Raw genomic sequence first — 18,276 nt, forward strand, 5'->3', positions numbered from 1 at the left:
AACAAAGGCGCATCTTAGAACTTCCTGGCGCGTTGGAGAATGCAATGACCGATGAAGCGTTCGCTCAGGCTGATCCTGACTGGCTGGCATTGATCAGCTCCGCCCGTGAATGGCTGTCCGGCCCTGTCGGGCAATTTTTGCTGGAAGAAGAGCGGCGCATGCTCGAAGACGAGCTGGGCCGGTTCTTTGGTGGCTACCTGGTGCATTACGGCCCTTCGGCGCAAACGCCGCCGTCGGCACCGCAGGTCCAGCGCAATGTGCGCCTGGGCGCGCCGTTGCCCGGCGTGGAGATCGTCTGCGAGGAGCAGGCCTGGCCGCTGAGCGAGCATGCCGCCGACGTGGTGGTCATGCAGCATGGCCTGGATTTCTGCCTGTCGCCCCATGGCTTGCTGCGAGAAGCCGCCAGCAGCGTGCGCCCCGGCGGGCATCTGTTGATCCTCGGCATCAATCCCTGGAGCAGTTGGGGGCTGCGCCACGTGTTCGCCAGCGACGCGTTGCGCCAGGCCCGTTGCATCTCGGCCTCGCGGGTCGGTGACTGGCTCAACCTGCTGGGCTTTGCGCTGGAGAAACGCCGCTTCGGGTGCTATCGTCCGCCGCTTGCGTCACCCAAGTGGCAGGCCCGCCTGGCCGGCTGGGAGCGCAGGGCCGGTGGCTGGCAGCTGTCCGGCGGCGGTTTTTATCTGTTGGTGGCGCGCAAGATCGCAGTCGGGTTGCGCCCGGTGCGCCAGGCGCGACGCGAGCCGATGGGCAAGCTGATTCCCCTGCCAATGGCCAAGGTCAATCGCCGCCACATCGAGCCGTGACCCTTTTCCGCTGGTTCTGGCCTGCATCCGGTTGCGAGTGCTGAACGCGCCCCGGCCGGCAGGTCTTTGTATTTTTTCTGGATAGATTGGCATGAGCGATAGCGTAGAACTCTTCACCGATGGCGCCTGCAAGGGCAACCCTGGTCCGGGCGGCTGGGGGGCCTTGCTGGTGTGCAAAGGCGTTGAAAAGGAGCTCTGGGGCGGCGAAGCCAACACCACCAACAACCGTATGGAGCTGATGGGCGCCATCCGGGGCCTCGAAGAGCTCAAGCGTCCCTGCGATGTGCTGCTGGTGACCGACTCGCAATACGTGATGAAAGGCATCAACGAGTGGATGGCCAACTGGAAGAAACGCGGCTGGAAGACGGCGGCGAAGGAACCGGTAAAAAACGCCGACCTGTGGAAACTGCTGGACGAGCAGGTCAATCGCCACAACGTCACCTGGAAATGGGTGCGCGGACATATCGGCCATCACGGCAACGAGCGGGCTGACCAGTTGGCCAACCGTGGGGTGGATGAGGTGCGGGGCTACAAGCAGGCTTGATCCGGTCTTCTCAGTCTGGTCTGGATTAAACTGTGGCGAGGGGATTTATCCCCGCTGGGGCGCGAAGCGGCCCTAAAACTTGAAAACTCGGTGTATCAGATAGATCAGGGGGCCGCTTCGCAGCCCAGCGGGGATAAATCCCCTCGCCACAAAAGCAGTCTCCGGCTAATCCTTCGCGTGGGCGTGTTAAGATCCGCGCTTTTGCAAGACTGCCCGTTGAGAGCTGAACACTGATGGCCAACAGATCTGTAGTACTGGATACCGAAACCACCGGCATGCCGGTGACCGACGGTCACCGGATTATCGAAATCGGCTGTGTCGAGTTGATCGGTCGGCGCCTGACCGGTCGCCATTTCCACGTTTACCTCCAACCGGACCGCGAAAGCGATGAGGGCGCCATCGGCGTCCACGGCATCACCAACGAATTCCTGGTGGGCAAGCCGCGTTTCGCCGAAGTGGCCGATGAGTTCTTCGAGTTCATCCAGGGCGCGCAGCTGATCATCCACAACGCGGCGTTCGACGTCGGGTTCATCAATAACGAATTCGCCCTGATGGGCCAGCATGACCGGGCCGATATCACCCGGCATTGCACCATCCTCGACACGCTGATGATGGCCAGGGAACGGCACCCGGGGCAGCGCAACAGCCTCGATGCCTTGTGCAAGCGCTACGGCGTCGACAACTCCGGTCGTGAATTGCACGGCGCCTTGCTCGACTCCGAGATCCTCGCCGACGTCTACCTGACCATGACCGGCGGCCAGACCAGCCTGTCCCTGGCGGGCAACGCCTCGGACGGCAACGGTACCGGTGAAGGCTCGGGCAACCAAGCCACGGAAATCCGTCGCCTGCCGGCGGACCGCAAGCCCGCCCGGATCATCCGCGCCAGCGAAAACGACCTGGCCGAACATGCCGCACGTCTGGAAGCCATCGCCAAATCGGCCGGCGCCCCGGCATTGTGGACGCAGCTGGTCGAGGCGCAGGCTACGGCGAATTGATCCAATCCCTGTGGGAGCGAGCTTGCTCGCGATAGCGGTATTTCATTCAAGGTGAATACTGGCTGGGCTGTCGCCATCGCGAGCAAGCTCGCTCCCACAAGGGTTAGTCATCGTGCATTTTCTCGCCACAATCACCAGTTGCTTCTAACCTGAAGTAAAGGCAGGCCATGGATATCCGCTTGATGCGTATAGATTCGAGAGGCAAGGGCAATGGATGGCATTTCGCTGTTGGTTGCCTCAAGGAATGAGGACCTTCCCCAGTATGCAACCCGTCATGAATCCCAAGCACCCTGGCTTGTCGGTCCGCGTTGCCGATGACGGATTCGCCGCCTATATCTGGGGCAGCGATTTCAGTTTCGACGTCAGTGCCTATGGCACGGCGCAGATCGGTCGGCCGGTAAGCCAGTGGCCGGTGACGCCCATCGTTCCGTATCGCAAGTGCTATGGCATCGATCCGGAAGAGTTCGGCAGCTTCCGCAATGCCCCGGAAAGTGAAATCTTCATGGCCTATCTGGACGACCAGCCCGTGGGGCATCTGGTGGTCAGTACCAATTGGAACGGTTACGCCCACATCGACGAGTTGGCGGTGCATGCCCCGGCTCGCCGGCATGGCGTGGCGAAGGCATTGCTGGACGTGGCGCTGTTCTGGAGTCGCAAGAAAAAACTCCCGGGGATCATGTTGGAAACGCAGAACAACAACCTCGGTGCCTGCCGGCTCTACGAACGTTGCGGCTATGTGCTGGGTGGCATCGATCACCTGCGCTATCGCGGCATCGATCGGCACACCGCAGAGGTGGCGTTGTTCTGGTACCGGTTGTTCGACGACCCACTGGGCATGACGATCAGTGGCTCAGCAACGCCTCGGCTTGTTCCTTGATCCGCTCCAGCAACGACTGGATCGTGGTCGATGGTTCTGCGCCGTTCAGGCTCAACGCGTAGAGACAGATGGGCACGGCCGGTGACACCGGGCAGATGTCCAGCCCGCTGCCCTTGGCCCCCGAGGCGGTGAACGGATCGACGATGGCGAGGCCTTCGCCGGCCTCGACCATCGCCCGCATCATCTGGTGCGTCTGCACGCGGATCTGGATCACCGGCGCGGGGCGCAGTGCTGCGAGTTTATGGTCGAAGGCCGGGCTCAAGGGGTCGTGGCCTTCGAGACCGACCAGCGACTGGCCCGCCAGGTCCTGAAGCGAAATGTATTTTTGCCGCGGTTGCAGCCAGCCGTGGGGCGCCAGCAATTGCAGTTTGCCTTGGGCGATCATCTGGCACTGGATGTCGGGGTGTTCGGGGTCGTGCAGGCTCAGGCCCAAGTCACTTTCGCGCAGCAACAGATGCTTGACGATGTCGCGGGTCGGCTGGCTGAGGAGCGTGCAAGGCGCGTCTGGATGTCGTCGGCGCAAGGCGGCGATGCTCAGGGGCACCAGTTGTTGAGCCAATGGCGGCGTGCAAATGATGCGAAGGGGCGGCGCCTGGTAGTGTTTCAGGCTACTGGCCAGCCGTTGTATCGGTTCGAGGGTGTCGTACAGCTGCGTGATGCCATCGCGCAACGCCAGGGTTTCGCGAGTCGCCTGCAATCGTCCGCGCACGCTGGCGAACAGCATGAAGCCGAGCTGGGCTTCGGCATCGCGCAGGATCGACTCGACCTCGACTACCGGCAATTGCAGCCATTCGGCGGCTGTGCCCAGGTGGCCAGTCTGCAGCAGCGCCTGGATCACTTCGATGTGGCGTAAACGCATGCAAGAAGTCCGTATTAGGCAGGTAAGCCATTGAGTGGCTGAATCCTAACCCAATTGCGGGTGCGACTTCTGCTCATGCAGGCAGTTATAACGCGATCTGCGGTTCAACTTGGGCCTGAGGCTGCAGCGCTGATTCTGGCTCGCGGATCAGTTGGACGCCGGACTGCACCAGGCGGAAAGTGTCCTCATCCAGCTTGTCGACGCGGTCGCCGATGGCCAGCTTATAGGTGATGACATCCTTGCCACTGCCGTCCTGGGACGGGTCTGATTCTTGGAATTCATGCACCGAATAGACGCGGCCTTCGGCGTCTCGTGCATGAAATTGTCCGACAAGTACTGCTGCCATTGCTTAGAACCTCTGGAAATAGATCACTCGATTTGCGGTTCTGTAGACCTTGGTCGAGTGCGGTAAGTTTTCCTACAAGAAAAAAATAGTCGGTGTGGCGGGTTTTCGACGTTCCACTGGTCCAATTGTCGTGCCGATCATCTATAACTACAGGCTTCCTTTGAGCCGACAGTCGAGAAACCTCCCATGAGTCATGTCTATACAGTCGCCGTTTTAGTGGGCAGCCTGCGCAAGGCGTCGATCAACCGCAAGATAGCCCTTGCACTGGCTGAACTCGCGCCGGCCCATCTGAAACTGGAAATCGTCGAGATTGGCGAGTTGCCACTCTATAACGAAGACCTCGACGTCACGCCTCCGGCGGCGTACACCGCGTTTCGCCAGAAGGTGGGGGCGGCCGATGCGTTGCTGTTCGTGACCCCGGAATACAACCGCTCGGTCCCGGCGCCCCTGAAAAACGCCATCGACGTCGGCTCGCGCCCCTACGGCCAGAGCTGCCTGAGCGGCAAACCGGGCGCGGTGATCAGTGCGTCACCGGGTGCCATGGGTGGCTTCGGCGCCAATCATCATCTGCGCCAGTCGCTGGTATTTCTCGATGTACCTTGCATGCAGCAACCGGAAGCCTACCTGAGCGGCGCGGGCACGGCGTTCGACGAGGCGGGCAACCTGTCGGATTCGGTCAGGCCGTTTTTGCAGAAATTCATCGATGCCTATGGCAAGTGGGTCGAGCAGCATAAGAAAATCTGATACCACCGCAAACTCCGTGGCGAGGGAGCTTGCTCCCGCAGGACTGCGTAGCAGGCCCAAGTTTTCTGTTGTAACGCAGATTTTGGGGCCACTTCGCGACCCAGCGGGAGCAAGCTCCCTCTCCACAATGATTGGGCCCTGTCTTTAACGTTGTTTTTCCAGGCTGTTACGCATGCTCGTCGCGTCATTGATTTTCCTGCTGACCATCACGCTGGTGATCTGGCAGCCCAAAGGCTTGGGTGTCGGTTGGAGCGCCACCCTCGGCGCGTTGTTGGCCTTGCTCAGTGGGGTGGTGCAGGTCGGTGACATAGCAGTGGTCTGGCAGATCATCTGGAACGCCACCGGTACGTTCGTCGCGCTGATCATCATCAGCCTGTTGCTGGACGAGGCCGGTTTCTTCGCTTGGGCGGCCCTGCATGTGGCGCGTTGGGGGCGGGGCAATGGACGCAAGCTGTTCGCTTTCATGGTGTTGCTTGGTGCGCTGGTGTCGGCGCTGTTCGCCAACGACGGGGCGGCGCTGATCCTGACGCCCATCGTGATTTCGATGCTGCTGGCCCTGCGGTTTTCGCCCGCGTCGACGCTGGCATTCGTGATGGGCGCCGGTTTCATCGCCGACACCGCCAGCCTGCCACTGGTGGTGTCGAACCTGGTGAACATCGTCTCGGCGGATTTCTTCGGCATTGGTTTCAACCGCTATGCGTCGGTCATGGTGCCGGTGAACCTGGTCAGCGTGGCGGCCAGCCTGGCGATCCTGCTGTGGGTGTTCCGTCGCGATATCCCAAGCGATTACGACCCACATCAACTGGACGGTCCGGCGACCGCGATCCACGACAAGGCGACGTTTTATGCCGGCTGGGCCGTGTTGGTGATCCTGCTGCTGGGCTGCTTCGCCTTGGAGCCGCTGGGGATTCCCATCAGTGCGATTTCCGCTGTTTGCGCTGCGTTGCTCCTGGCCGTGGCGGCACGTGGCCACAAGATTTCCACGCGCAAGGCGATGAAAGAAGCCCCTTGGCAAATTGTGATTTTTTCCCTGGGCATGTACTTGGTGGTCTATGGCCTGCGCAACGCGGGCCTGACGGGCTACCTGGCCCATTGGCTCGACGGTTTCGCAGGTTATGGCGTGTGGGGCGCGGCCATGGGCACGGGGCTCCTGACCGCGCTGCTGTCGTCGGTGATGAACAACTTGCCGACGGTGCTGGTCGGCGCCTTGTCCATCGACGCCAGCCAGGCTACCGGCGTGGTCAAGGAGGCGATGGTCTATGCCAACGTCATTGGCAGTGACCTGGGCCCGAAAATCACCCCGATCGGCAGCCTGGCAACCTTGTTGTGGCTACACGTGCTGGCGCGCAAGGATATCCGCATCGGCTGGGGCTATTACTTCAAGGTGGGGATTGTGTTGACGGTGCCGGTGTTGCTGGTGACGTTGGCGGCGCTGGCCGTGCGGTTGTCGCTCTAGACCGTAGCGACCCCTTCGCGAGCAAGCCCGCTCCCACAGGGAAATGCATTCCCCTGTGGGAGCGGGCTTGCTCGCGAAGGCGGCCGTCCATGCGCCGCAAAAAATTAGCCATTACCCGGCACATCCGGCCAAAGGTCCGCCACCAGGAATGCCCGCTCGGCTTCTTCCCATTCGCCCTCGGCATTCTCGGTCAGACGCACCATCAATTGCGCCGGTGCCATCGGGTCGAGGGCGGTTCGCCAGGCGTCCAGTTGCGCCTCGGTCCACACCTGCTCCGCAGGGTAATGGGCCGGCGCGAGCCAGGCGGCGCGGGGCAGGGGTTGCCAGTGCCCAGGCGGTCGCTGGGCGACGAATCCGGACCAGTCGCACTGGTGCAGCCAACGGCCGCGCAAATGCCTGGGGTGCGCGCCGCTCGGTGGTTCGGCCTCGCCCGGCCACGGGTAAAGCAGGTATCCACCGAGCCAAAGGTGCGAGCGAAACGATTCGATGCCCAGCGCCGCCAAGGCCTCGCGGCTCTCTGGGCGTGCGGAAATCGGCAATTGGTGCTCATGCAGGTGCGCCAATTTACGGTCCAGGCGATCATGGCAGCCGGGGCCGAGCCATTGCGCAGTGTCGAGCCCGTTGCCTTGCTGCGGGCCCAGGTACAGCTTGATCGCCAGCTCCAGGTGATGAACACCTTCGCCGTCACGCAGCAGCAAATCCAACTCCCCCAGCGTATGACCCTCGCGACGAATCGGCAGGTTCGCCGCGATCCACTCGATGCCCGGTGCGTGCTGCACGGCAAATTGCCACAACCTTTCGTAATACAGGCCCAGGCGCCGTGTCCGGCCCTGGGACAGGCATTGCAGCAGCGGGTAGCTGTCGCGGTCCAGTTGGCGCAGCCAGTGTTCCAGCCGGTGCGGCTGCTGCACCCAGTCGCTGCCCGCCAGGGGATGACGCTGGGGCCAAGGGGTGTCGATGAGCATCGGCGGCGCGATGATCACCCACGCCAAGTCCCGCACTTCGGGATGGCGCAGGCGGCGGGGCAGGTCGAGTAATTCAGGGAACAGGATCATCTTGCGAGCATAGCCGTTGCGCTGGAGGCTTAAAGAATTTTGTCTATGGAGCGCTTTCGCCCATAATCGGGTTTTTCGCCCGTCGCAGACCCTCGCAGGAGCCCCATGGAGCAATTTCGCAATATCGGCATCATCGGTCGCTTGGGCAGTTCACAGGTGCTGGACACCGTTCGCCGTCTCAAGCGCTTCCTCCTGGAGCGGCATCTGCATGTGATCCTCGAAGACACCATCGCCGAAGTGCTGCCCGGTCACGGCCTGCAAACGTCTTCGCGCAAGATGCTCGGCGAAGTCTGTGACATGGTCATCGTCGTCGGTGGCGACGGCAGCCTGCTGGGCGCCGCCCGGGCGCTGGCGCGGCACAATATCCCGGTGCTAGGGATCAACCGCGGCAGCCTGGGGTTCCTCACCGATATCCGCCCTGATGAGCTGGAGGTCAAGGTCGCCGAAGTGCTGGACGGCCACTACCTGGTGGAAAACCGCTTCCTGCTGCAAGCCGAGGTCCGTCGTCACGCCGAGGCCATCGGCCAGGGCGATGCCCTCAACGACGTAGTGCTGCACCCTGGCAAGTCCACGCGGATGATCGAATTCGAGTTGTACATCGACGGCCAGTTCGTCTGCAGCCAGAAGGCCGACGGCCTTATCGTCGCCACACCGACCGGTTCCACCGCCTACGCGCTGTCGGCCGGCGGCCCGATCATGCATCCCAAGCTCGACGCTATTGTGATTGTGCCCATGTACCCCCATACCTTGTCTGGGCGACCCATCGTGGTCGATGGCAACAGCGAGCTGAAAATCGTCGTGTCCAAGGATATGCAGATCTACCCGCAAGTGTCGTGTGACGGCCAGAACCATTTCACCTGCGCGCCGGGTGACACCATCACCGTCAGCAAGAAAGCCCAGAAGCTGCGCCTGATCCATCCGCTGGATCACAACTACTACGAAGTCTGCCGGACCAAGCTCGGCTGGGGCAGTCGTCTGGGGGGTGGAGGCGACTGATGCTCGATCCCGCGCGCAGTTACGACCTGATCGGCGACGTGCACGGATGCGCCTTGACCCTGGAACACCTGCTGGACCGACTCGGTTACCACAAGCAGGGTGGGGTCTGGCGGCATCCGTCGCGCATGGCCGTGTTCCTGGGAGATATCATCGACCGTGGCCCGCGGATTCGCGAGGCGCTGCACATCGTCCATGACATGGTCGAGGCGGGCCAGGCGCTGTGCATCATGGGCAACCACGAATTCAACGCCCTGGGTTGGAGCACGCCGGCATTGCCGGGCAGTGGCCAGCGCTACGTGCGCGAACACACGCCGCGCCATGCCCGCCTGCTTAACGAGACCCTGACCCAATTCGAACAGCACCCTGGCGACTGGCAGGATTTCCTCAAGTGGTTCTATGAGCTGCCGTTGTTTGTCGATGCCGGCCGTTTCCGCGTGGTTCACGCCTGCTGGGACGCGGGCCTGATCGAGCCCTTGCGCGGCCTGTTCCCGGATGGCTGCATCGACGAGCATTTCCTCCAGGCGTCGGCCGAGTCGGGCAGTTTCGCCTGTACCGTGTTCGACCGTCTGTTGCGTGGCACCGACATGCGTCTGCCCCACGGCATGACCCTGACGGGCGGCGACGGCCTGACGCGGGCGTTCTTCCGCACCAAGTTCTGGGAAGACAACCCGCAGACCTACGGCGACATCGTCTTCCAACCCGATGCGTTGCCAGAGCCGGTGGCGCGCACGCCATTGACCCCGGACGAGAAAAACAACCTGCTGCGCTACGGCGTCGATGAGCCGATGCTGTTCGTCGGGCATTACTGGCGCAGCGGCAAGCCCGCGCCGATCCGCCCGAACCTGGCGTGCCTGGACTACAGCGCGGTGCTCTACGGCAAATTGGTCGCCTACCGCCTCGACCAGGAAACCCGCCTCGACCCGCACAAGTTCGTCTGGGTCAACGTCGAGCGACCGGAGGTGGTGCGATGAGTGCCGTCGCCGTCCTGCGCTTGCCCCTGGGCGTGGACCTGAGTGGTTTCGTCAAGTTGCTGCAACGCATGCAAGTGCCCCATCGGGTCAGCGAAGAGGCCGGTGAGCAGGTGCTGTGGGTCCCGGATGAAATCAGCGAGGACGTGCGTTCGTTGTACGAGCGTTTTCCCGCTGGCGACCCCGACCAACAGCTGGAACTTCCGGACCTGGGCGGCACGTCCCGGCGCCCCGGGTTCGTCGCGCAGCTGACCCGCAGCCCGGTGACGGCCCTGGTGCTGTTGCTGAGCCTGATCGTCAGCGCCGTCACGCTGCTGGGGGAGAATCTCGAAACCTTGCGCTGGTTGACCTTCCTGGAGTTTCGCGTGGTTGGCGACTACATCCAGTTCACGCCGTTGGCCGATAGCCTGGCGGCGGGGCAGTGGTGGCGCCTGGTGACGCCGATGCTGATTCACTTCGGCTTCCTGCACATCGCCATGAACGGCATGTGGTATTGGGAGCTGGGGCGGCGGATCGAAGCGCGCCAGGGCGGCATCAACCTGTTGGGGCTGACGCTGCTGTTCAGCCTGGTCTCCAATTTCAGCCAGTACTTTTTCAGCGGCCCGACGCTGTTCGGCGGTTTGTCGGGTGTCTTGTACGGCCTGCTGGGGCATTGCTGGATCTACCAACTGCTCGCGCCGAACCCGGCGTATCGCTTGCCCCGTGGGGTGTTGGTGATGATGCTGGTGTGGTTGCTGCTATGCCTGTCCGGCCTGGTCTCGTTGATCGGTTTTGGTGAGATCGCCAACGCGGCCCACGTCGGCGGGCTGCTCGTCGGCTGCTTCACCGGGCTGTTGGGCGGGCTCTTCGCTCGCCGTAAAATGGCCCTCTGACTGGCGCCTGTGTCTATTTGAGAATGCGCGATTGCGCGGAGAACCCATGTCTTCCTTCAATGAAATGATCCAGAACATCACCCCCGACATCTACCGCAGCCTGAAGCTGGCCGTGGAAATCGGTAAATGGGCCGATGGCAATAAGCTCACCGCCGAGCAGCGCGAGCTATCCCTGCAGGCGATGATCGCCTGGGAAATCCAGAACTTGCCCGAAGAAGAGCGCACCGGTTACATGGGGCCCCAGGAATGCCAGTCGAAAGCCACCGAAGTGCCGAATATCCTGTTCAAGTCGGACGCCATCCATTGATCGAGATCGGCCGCGGTGCAATCAGCAAGATGTCGGCACGCCTGGACGGGCCGACCGTTCAATACGCCTTTCGCCTGGGCGATGTAGAGGTGCCGGTCAATCCGTTGATCGGCAGCACGATTCGCCTGGAATACCTCGGTGCGATCCATTGCACCCATTGCGGGCGCCGGACCAAGACCAGCTTCAGCCAGGGTTATTGCTACCCGTGCATGACCAAGCTGGCCCAGTGTGACCTGTGCATCATGAGCCCCGAACGTTGCCATTTCGACGCCGGTACTTGTCGAGATCCGGCCTGGGGCGAGCAGTTCTGCATGACCGACCACGTGGTCTACCTGGCCAATTCGTCGGGCGTGAAGGTCGGCATCACCCGCGCCACGCAACTGCCGACCCGCTGGCTCGACCAGGGCGCGAGCCAGGCCCTGCCGATCCTGCGGGTTGCGACCCGCCAGCAGTCGGGCTTCGTCGAAGATCTGTTTCGCAGCCAGGTGGCGGACAAGACCAACTGGCGCGCCTTGCTCAAGGGCGACGCGGCGGTGGTGGACTTGCCCGCCATCCGCGATTCACTGTTTGAAAGCTGCGCCCAGGGCTTGCAGGGGCTTCAGGAACGATTCGGCTTGCAGGCGATCCAGACCATAGCGGACGTCGAACCGATCGAGATCCGTTATCCGGTGCAGCAATATCCGGCCAAGATCGTCAGCTTCAACCTGGACAAGAACCCGATCGCCGAAGGCACGCTGCTGGGAGTCAAGGGCCAGTACCTGATTTTCGACACTGGCGTGATCAATATTCGTAAATACACGGCTTACCAGCTCGCCGTGCATCAGTAGAAGGATTCGACCCATGCGCACCGAACAACCGAAGATGATCTACCTGAAGGACTATCAGGCCCCCGAGTACCTGATCGACGAGACGCACCTGACCTTCGAGTTGTTCGAGGACCACAGCCTGGTCCATGCGCAACTGGTGATGCGCCGCAACCCCGAGCGCGGTGCCGGTTTGCCGCCGCTGGTGCTCGACGGCCAACACCTGGAGTTGCTGTCGATCAAGCTCGACGACGCCGACCTGGGGCAGGGTGACTATCAACTGGATGACAGCCACCTGAGCTTGCAGCCCAAGATCCAGGCTTTCACCGTCGACACCACCGTGCGCATTCATCCGGAAACCAACACCGCCCTGGAAGGCCTGTACAAGTCCGGCAGCATGTTCTGCACCCAGTGCGAGGCCGAAGGTTTTCGCAAAATCACCTATTACCTCGACCGTCCGGACGTGATGAGCAAGTTCACCACCACCGTGGTGGCCGAGCAGCACAGCTATCCGGTGCTCCTGTCCAACGGCAACCCGATTGCCAGCGGCCCCGGCGAAGACGGTCGGCACTGGGCGACCTGGGAAGACCCGTTCAAGAAACCCGCCTACCTGTTTGCGCTAGTGGCCGGTGACCTGTGGTGCGTCGAAGACACCTTCACCACCCTGACCGAACGCACCGTGGCGCTGCGCATCTACGTCGAGCCGGAAAATATCGACAAGTGCCAGCACGCCATGACCAGCCTGAAGAAGTCGATGCGCTGGGACGAAGAGGTGTACGGGCGCGAGTACGACCTGGACATCTTCATGATCGTCGCGGTCAACGACTTCAACATGGGCGCCATGGAGAACAAGGGCCTCAATATCTTCAACTCCAGCGCCGTGCTGGCCCGCGCCGAGACCGCCACCGACGCCGCGCACCAGCGGGTCGAGGCGATCGTTGCCCACGAATACTTCCATAACTGGTCCGGCAACCGCGTGACCTGCCGCGACTGGTTCCAGTTGTCGCTCAAGGAAGGTTTCACGGTGTTCCGCGACGCCGGTTTCTCGGCGGACATGAACTCGGCCACCGTCAAGCGCATCCAGGACGTGGCGTACCTGCGGACCCACCAGTTTGCCGAAGACGCCGGCCCGATGGCCCACCCGGTACGCCCCGACAGCTTCATCGAGATCTCCAACTTCTACACCCTGACCGTGTACGAAAAGGGCTCGGAAGTGGTCGGCATGATCCACACCCTGTTGGGCGCCGATGGCTTCCGCAAGGGCAGCGACCTGTACTTCGAGCGCCACGACGGCCAGGCCGTGACCTGCGACGATTTCATCAGGGCCATGGAAGACGCCAACGGGGTCGACCTGAGCCAATTCAAGCGCTGGTACAGCCAGGCCGGTACGCCACGGCTGGCGGTCAGCGAGACCTACGACGCCGCAGCCAAGACCTACAGCCTGACCTTCCGCCAGAGCTGCCCGCCAACGCCGGACAAGGCGGAAAAACTGCCGTTCGTGATTCCGGTCGAGTTGGGCTTGCTGGCCAGCAATGGCGCCGAGATGCCCCTGCGCCTGAGCGGCGAAGCGGCGGCCAGCGGCACAACCCGCGTGATCTCGGTGACCGAAGCCGAGCAGACCTTCACCTTCGTCGATGTCGCTGAAAAGCCTCTGCCTTCCTTGCTGCGTGGTTTCTCGGCGCCGGTGAAGCTGAGCTTCCCGTACGACCGCGACCAACTGATGTTCCTGATGCAGCACGACAGCGACGGCTTCAACCGCTGGGATGCCGGCCAGCAATTGTCGGTGCAGGTGTTGCAGGAACTGATCGGCCAGCATCAGCAGGGCGAGAGCCTGGTGCTCGACCCGCGACTGGTCAGCGCGTTGCGCACGGTGTTGTCGGACGATTCCCTGGATCAGGCGATGGTCGCCGAAATGCTCTCGCTGCCAAGCGAAGCCTACCTCACCGAAATCAGCGAAGTGGCGGATGTCGAGGCGATCCACGCTGCACGCGAGTTCGCTCGCCGGCAACTGGCCGACAGCCTGTTCGAAGCCTTGTGGCTGCGCTACGAAGCCAATCGCGACTTGTCCCGGCGCACGCCGTACGTGGCCGAGGCCGAGCATTTCGCCCGTCGCGCGTTGCAGAACATCGCGCTGTCGTACCTGATGCTGACCGACAAGCCGGAAGTGCTGAGTGCGACGCTTGAGCAGTTCGACACCGCCGACAACATGACCGAGCGCCTCACGGCGCTGGCGGTGCTGGTCAACTCGCCGTTCGAGACCGAGAAGGCCAAGGCGCTGGAAGTGTTTGCGGAAAACTTCAAGGGCAACCCGCTGGTCATGGACCAGTGGTTCAGCGTCCAGGCGGGCAGCCCGTTACCGGGTGGGCTGGCGCGGGTCAAGGCCTTGATGGAACACCCAGCGTTCAATATCAAGAACCCGAACAAGGTGCGGGCGCTGATCGGCGCGTTTGCCGGGCAGAACCTGATCAACTTCCACGCCGCCGACGGCTCGGGCTACCGCTTCCTGGCGGACCTGGTCATCCAGCTCAATGGCTTCAACCCACAGATCGCCTCGCGGCAACTGGCGCCGCTGACCCGCTGGCGCAAATACGACAGCGCCCGCCAGGCGCTGATGAAGGCTGAGCTGGAACGCATCCTGGCGTCCGGCGCGCTTTCCGCCGATGTGTTCGAGGTGGTGAGCAAGAGCCTGGCTTGACCGGGATTCGCATTGCCTTTTGTGGCGAGGGAGCTTGCTCCCGCTGGCCTGCGAAGCAGGCCCGATCCTGATTTCACTTTCGCTGCAAATAGCGGGTGGACCAAGGTCAGGGAGTCCTTCGGCCTCCAGCGGGAGCAAGCTCCCTCGCCACATCCATCACCCTCGCGAATGTCTTCTGATTCACCCTTGGCCGATATCCTACCCGGTTAACAAAAGATAACGTGGCGTCGATTGTCAGACCTTTCGAAAGCCCGATAGGATAGGTTCCGCTTGCCAAGTGGCTCTAGATTGCAGGTTTCAGGGCTATGCTCCGAGACAGGCAACGTACCAGGCCATAACAATAATAATGGGGGTAAGGTCTATGAATGAGCCTGTCATGGCTGCGGGCCGCTGCCGGCCGCCGATGCTGCGCCGTGTCGCGTTGCTGGCCTCGGCGCTGTCGCTGCTGGGCTCTGTCGTGTTGTCGGCACCGGTGCTCGCGGTGGCGGCGTCGACGTCCGATGTCATCTATTCCGTCGAATCGGCGAAGGCCAGCAAGACCCTGATGCTCGATGTGGTGCAGGCCGGCCAGCGCCTGGTGGCGGTCGGTGACCGGGGGCATATCGTCTATTCCGATGACCAGGGAAAGTCCTGGACCCAGGCCAAGGTGCCAACCCGTCAATTGCTCACCGCCGTGTTTTTCGTCGATGACAAGCACGGCTGGGCCGTGGGGCACGACGCACAGATCCTTGCCAGCGAAGACGGCGGCAGCACCTGGACCAAACAATTCGAAGACCTGCCCCGTGAAGCGCCGTTGCTGGATATCTGGTTCCAGGACGCCAGCCATGGATTCGCGGTGGGTGCCTATGGCGCGCTGTACGAGACCACCGACGGCGGCAAGCACTGGGAAGACGCCAGCGACCGCCTCGACAATGAAGACCAATACCACCTCAATGCCATCGCCGCCGTGAAGGATTCCGGGCTGTTCGTCGTCGGCGAGGCCGGCAGCATGTTCCGCTCCGCCGACTGGGGGCAGACCTGGGAAAAACTCCAGGGGCCATATGAAGGCTCGCTGTTTGGCGTCATTGGCACCGCCCAACCTTCGACGCTGTTGGCCTATGGCCTGCGCGGCAATCTTTACCGTTCCGTCGATTTCGGCACGACGTGGGAGCAGGTCGAGCTCAAGGCGGCTCGTGGCGCGCTGGAGTTCGGCTTGTCGGGCGCGACGCTGTTGGCGGACGGCTCGATCGTGATCGTCGGCAATGGTGGCAGCGTGATCCGCAGCACCGACGACGGCGTGACGTTCAGTGTGTTCAACCGCCCCGACCGTATTTCCGTGGCGGCCGTCACGGCGGCGGGCAACGGCAACCTGATCCTGGCGGGACAGGGCGGCGTTCGCGCCACCACGTCCACTGGCGCCGAACTGAGCAAATGAGCCGGGCCTGTCAGACGGGCACAATAACAATAAGGCGGACCCCATGAGCAGTCATCACCAAGACAAGGCGACATTCCTCGAACGCCTGATTTTCAACAACCGCCCGGCAGTGATCGTCATTTGCCTGCTGGTCAGCATTTTCCTGTTCTGGCAGGCCACGCTGATCCGGCCGTCCACCAGCTTCGAAAAAATGATCCCCCTCGAGCACCCCTTCATCGAGAAGATGCTCGAACACCGCAACGACCTGGCGAACCTGGGCAACACGGTGCGCATCTCCGTGGAAGCCACTGACGGCGACATCTTCTCCAAGGATTACATGGAGACCCTGCGCCAGATCCACGACGAAGTCTTCTATATCCCGGGTGTCGACCGTTCCGGGCTCAAGTCGCTGTGGAGCCCGAGCGTGCGCTGGACCGAGGTGACGGAGGAGGGCTTTGCCGGCGGCGAGGTGATTCCCCAGAGCTACGATGGCTCGGCCGACAGCCTCGACCTGCTGCGCAACAACGTGCTCAAGTCCGGCCAGGTCGGGCGCCTGGTGGCCAACGATTTCAAATCGAGCATCGTCGACATTCCGCTGCTGGAGTCCTACCCGGACCCGCAAGACCAAGGCAAGTTGCTCGCCCTGGACTACCGCAAGTTTTCCCATGAGCTTGAAGACAAGATCCGCAACAAGTTCGAAGCCCAGAATCCCAATGTGCAGATCCACATCGTCGGTTTCGCCAAAAAAGTCGGCGACCTGATCGATGGCCTGGTCATGGTGGTGATGTTCTTCGGCGTGGCCTTCGTGATTACGCTGATCCTGCTGTACTGGTTCACGAACTGCATGCGCAGCACCGTCGCCGTGTTGAGCACCACCCTGGTGGCGGTGGTCTGGCAATTGGGGCTGATGCACGCGGCGGGGTTTGGCCTGGACCCTTACTCGATGCTGGTGCCGTTCCTGATCTTTGCCATCGGCATCTCCCATGGCGTGCAGAAAATCAACGGCATCGCCTTGCAATCCAGCGAGGCGGACAACGCCCTGACCGCAGCGCGACGCACCTTCCGCCAGTTGTTCCTGCCGGGCATGATCGCGATCCTGGCCGATGCCGTCGGTTTCATCACCCTCTTGATCATCGACATCGGCGTGATTCGCGAACTCGCCATCGGCGCCTCCATCGGCGTGGCGGTCATCGTGTTCACCAACCTGATCCTGCTGCCGGTGGCGATTTCCTACGTCGGCATCAGCAAGCGCGCCGTGGAGCGCAGCAAGAAAGACGCGACCCGCGAGCACCCGTTCTGGCGCACGCTGTCGAACTTCGCCAGCGCCAAGGTCGCACCGGTATCGATTGCCCTGGCCGTGCTCGCGTTTGGCGGCGGCCTCTGGTACAGCCAGAACCTGAAGATCGGCGACCTCGACCAGGGGGCGCCGGAGCTGCGCCCGGACTCGCGCTACAACCAGGACAACAATTTCATCATCAGCAATTACTCCACCAGCTCCGACGTACTGGTGGTGATGGTCAAGACGAAGGCCGAAGGCTGCTCGCGCTATGAGGCCATGGCGCCGATCGATGAACTGATGTGGAAGATGCAGAACACCGAAGGCGTGCAGTCGGCGATTTCCCTGGTGACCGTGTCCAAGCAAATGATCAAGGGCATGAACGAGGGCAACCTGAAATGGGAAACCCTGTCGCGCAACCCTGACGTGCTCAACAGTTCCATCGCCCGGGCCGATGGCCTGTACAACAACAGCTGTTCCCTGGCGCCGGTGCTGGTGTTCCTCAACGATCACAAGGCCGAAACCCTGGACCGCGCAGTGAAGGCGGTGCAGGACTTTGCCAAGGACAACAACCGCGATGGCCTGGAGTTCATCCTGGCTGCCGGCAATGCGGGCATCGAGGCCGCCACCAACGAAGTGATCAAGGAATCGGAATTGACCATTCTGGTCCTGGTTTATATCTGCGTGGCGACCATGTGCATGATCACTTTCCGTTCCTGGGCGGCGACGCTGTGCATCGTGCTGCCGCTCGTGTTGACGTCGGTGCTGGGCAACGCGCTGATGGCGTTCATGGGCATCGGGGTGAAGGTCGCGACCCTGCCGGTGGTTGCGCTGGGGGTGGGGATTGGCGTGGACTATGGCATTTACATCTACAGTCGCCTGGAAAGCTTCCTGCGCGCCGGCTTGCCGTTGCAGGAAGCGTATTACCAGACGTTGAAGTCCACTGGCAAAGCCGTGTTGTTCACCGGCTTGTGCCTGGCCATCGGCGTATGCACCTGGATCTTCTCGGCCATCAAGTTCCAGGCGGACATGGGCTTGATGTTGACGTTCATGTTGCTGTGGAACATGTTCGGCGCGCTGTGGCTGCTGCCGGCTTTGGCGCGGTTCCTGATCAAGCCTGAGAAGCTGGCGGGGCAGAAGGGCAATTCATTGTTTGCCCATTGATCGAGGATAGAACCGGCATGGCGAGCGCTGGTGGAAAACCCATGTGGGAGCGAGCTTGCTCGCGATGGCGGCGTGACAGTCAATGAAGGTGTTGAATGTCCGTCCGCTATCGCGAGCAAGCTC

General features: G+C 62.1%; 17 protein-coding genes. 14 read left to right on the top strand and 3 right to left on the bottom strand.

Going from position 1 to position 18,276, the window contains the following annotated elements; genetic code table 11:
• Positions 1–44: 44 nt before the first annotated feature.
• The 4 genes from KSS97_RS12360 (at position 45) to KSS97_RS12375 (ending at position 3,219) form a co-directional block, all read left to right on the top strand.
• Positions 45–803 (top strand): class I SAM-dependent methyltransferase, encoded by a 759-nt coding sequence (locus KSS97_RS12360; RefSeq protein ID WP_030142630.1) that lies wholly within the window; start codon positions 45–47, stop codon positions 801–803.
• Between the two features lie 91 nt (positions 804–894).
• Positions 895–1,347 carry a ribonuclease HI gene (rnhA, locus tag KSS97_RS12365; RefSeq protein WP_030142629.1) on the top strand — a complete coding sequence of 151 codons (453 nt, stop codon included), beginning with the start codon at positions 895–897 and terminating at the stop codon, positions 1,345–1,347.
• Between the two features lie 233 nt (positions 1,348–1,580).
• On the top strand, positions 1,581–2,342 hold the full coding sequence (gene dnaQ / locus KSS97_RS12370) for a DNA polymerase III subunit epsilon (protein WP_217861754.1): 762 nt from the start codon (positions 1,581–1,583) through the stop codon (positions 2,340–2,342).
• Between the two features lie 262 nt (positions 2,343–2,604).
• A complete protein-coding gene (locus KSS97_RS12375) occupies positions 2,605–3,219 on the top strand; it encodes a GNAT family N-acetyltransferase (protein WP_217861755.1) in 615 nt (204 codons plus the stop codon).
• Here KSS97_RS12375 and KSS97_RS12380 read toward each other — a convergent pair.
• Both KSS97_RS12380 and KSS97_RS12385 read right to left on the bottom strand, forming a co-directional pair.
• Entirely contained in the window at positions 3,185–4,078 is an 894-nt protein-coding gene (locus KSS97_RS12380; protein WP_217861756.1) for a LysR substrate-binding domain-containing protein, read from the bottom strand. The genes KSS97_RS12375 and KSS97_RS12380 overlap by 35 nt on opposite strands.
• 85 nt (positions 4,079–4,163) lie before the next feature.
• On the bottom strand, positions 4,164–4,424 hold the full coding sequence (locus KSS97_RS12385) for a hypothetical protein (RefSeq protein ID WP_030142625.1): 261 nt from the start codon (positions 4,422–4,424) through the stop codon (positions 4,164–4,166).
• Between the two features lie 186 nt (positions 4,425–4,610).
• On the opposite strand from KSS97_RS12385, the gene KSS97_RS12390 reads away from it, so the two are divergent.
• Entirely contained in the window at positions 4,611–5,168 is a 558-nt protein-coding gene (locus KSS97_RS12390) for an NADPH-dependent FMN reductase (protein ID WP_217861757.1), read from the top strand.
• Between the two features lie 172 nt (positions 5,169–5,340).
• The gene (locus KSS97_RS12395) at positions 5,341–6,624 is read left to right on the top strand and encodes an arsenic transporter (RefSeq protein ID WP_217861758.1); all 1,284 of its coding nucleotides are present in this window, start codon (positions 5,341–5,343) and stop codon (positions 6,622–6,624) included.
• A gap of 104 nt (positions 6,625–6,728) precedes the next feature.
• On the opposite strand, the gene KSS97_RS12400 is transcribed toward KSS97_RS12395, so the two are convergent.
• A complete protein-coding gene (locus tag KSS97_RS12400) occupies positions 6,729–7,679 on the bottom strand; it encodes a DUF1853 family protein (RefSeq protein WP_217861759.1) in 951 nt (316 codons plus the stop codon).
• 105 nt (positions 7,680–7,784) lie between these two features.
• Here KSS97_RS12400 and KSS97_RS12405 point away from each other — a divergent pair, with 105 nt between their 5' ends.
• From KSS97_RS12405 to KSS97_RS12440, 8 genes are all read left to right on the top strand, one after another.
• The gene (locus KSS97_RS12405; protein WP_030142621.1) at positions 7,785–8,675 is read left to right on the top strand and encodes an NAD(+) kinase; all 891 of its coding nucleotides are present in this window, start codon (positions 7,785–7,787) and stop codon (positions 8,673–8,675) included.
• Positions 8,672–9,646: a metallophosphoesterase gene (locus KSS97_RS12410; protein WP_187293369.1), complete on the top strand. Its 975-nt coding sequence runs from the start codon at positions 8,672–8,674 to the stop codon at positions 9,644–9,646. Before KSS97_RS12405 ends, KSS97_RS12410 begins: the two co-directional genes overlap by 4 nt.
• The gene (locus KSS97_RS12415; protein ID WP_217861760.1) at positions 9,643–10,515 is read left to right on the top strand and encodes a rhomboid family intramembrane serine protease; all 873 of its coding nucleotides are present in this window, start codon (positions 9,643–9,645) and stop codon (positions 10,513–10,515) included. The genes KSS97_RS12410 and KSS97_RS12415 overlap by 4 nt, the downstream gene beginning before the upstream one ends.
• 46 nt (positions 10,516–10,561) lie before the next feature.
• Positions 10,562–10,822 carry a YeaC family protein gene (locus KSS97_RS12420; protein ID WP_030142618.1) on the top strand — a complete coding sequence of 87 codons (261 nt, stop codon included), beginning with the start codon at positions 10,562–10,564 and terminating at the stop codon, positions 10,820–10,822.
• The gene (locus KSS97_RS12425) at positions 10,819–11,649 is read left to right on the top strand and encodes a DUF2797 domain-containing protein (RefSeq protein WP_217861761.1); all 831 of its coding nucleotides are present in this window, start codon (positions 10,819–10,821) and stop codon (positions 11,647–11,649) included. The genes KSS97_RS12420 and KSS97_RS12425 overlap by 4 nt, the downstream gene beginning before the upstream one ends.
• Before the next feature lie 13 nt (positions 11,650–11,662).
• The gene (gene pepN / locus KSS97_RS12430; protein ID WP_217861762.1) at positions 11,663–14,320 is read left to right on the top strand and encodes an aminopeptidase N; all 2,658 of its coding nucleotides are present in this window, start codon (positions 11,663–11,665) and stop codon (positions 14,318–14,320) included.
• A 361-nt stretch (positions 14,321–14,681) separates the two neighbouring features.
• Complete coding sequence (locus KSS97_RS12435; RefSeq protein WP_217861763.1) at positions 14,682–15,734, top strand: YCF48-related protein; 1,053 nt, start codon at positions 14,682–14,684, stop codon at positions 15,732–15,734.
• A 43-nt stretch (positions 15,735–15,777) separates the two neighbouring features.
• A complete protein-coding gene (locus KSS97_RS12440) occupies positions 15,778–18,153 on the top strand; it encodes an efflux RND transporter permease subunit (RefSeq protein WP_030142614.1) in 2,376 nt (791 codons plus the stop codon).
• Positions 18,154–18,276 lie beyond the last annotated feature (123 nt).

The organism is Pseudomonas alvandae, from assembly GCF_019141525.1.
Taxonomy (GTDB): domain Bacteria; phylum Pseudomonadota; class Gammaproteobacteria; order Pseudomonadales; family Pseudomonadaceae; genus Aquipseudomonas; species Aquipseudomonas alvandae.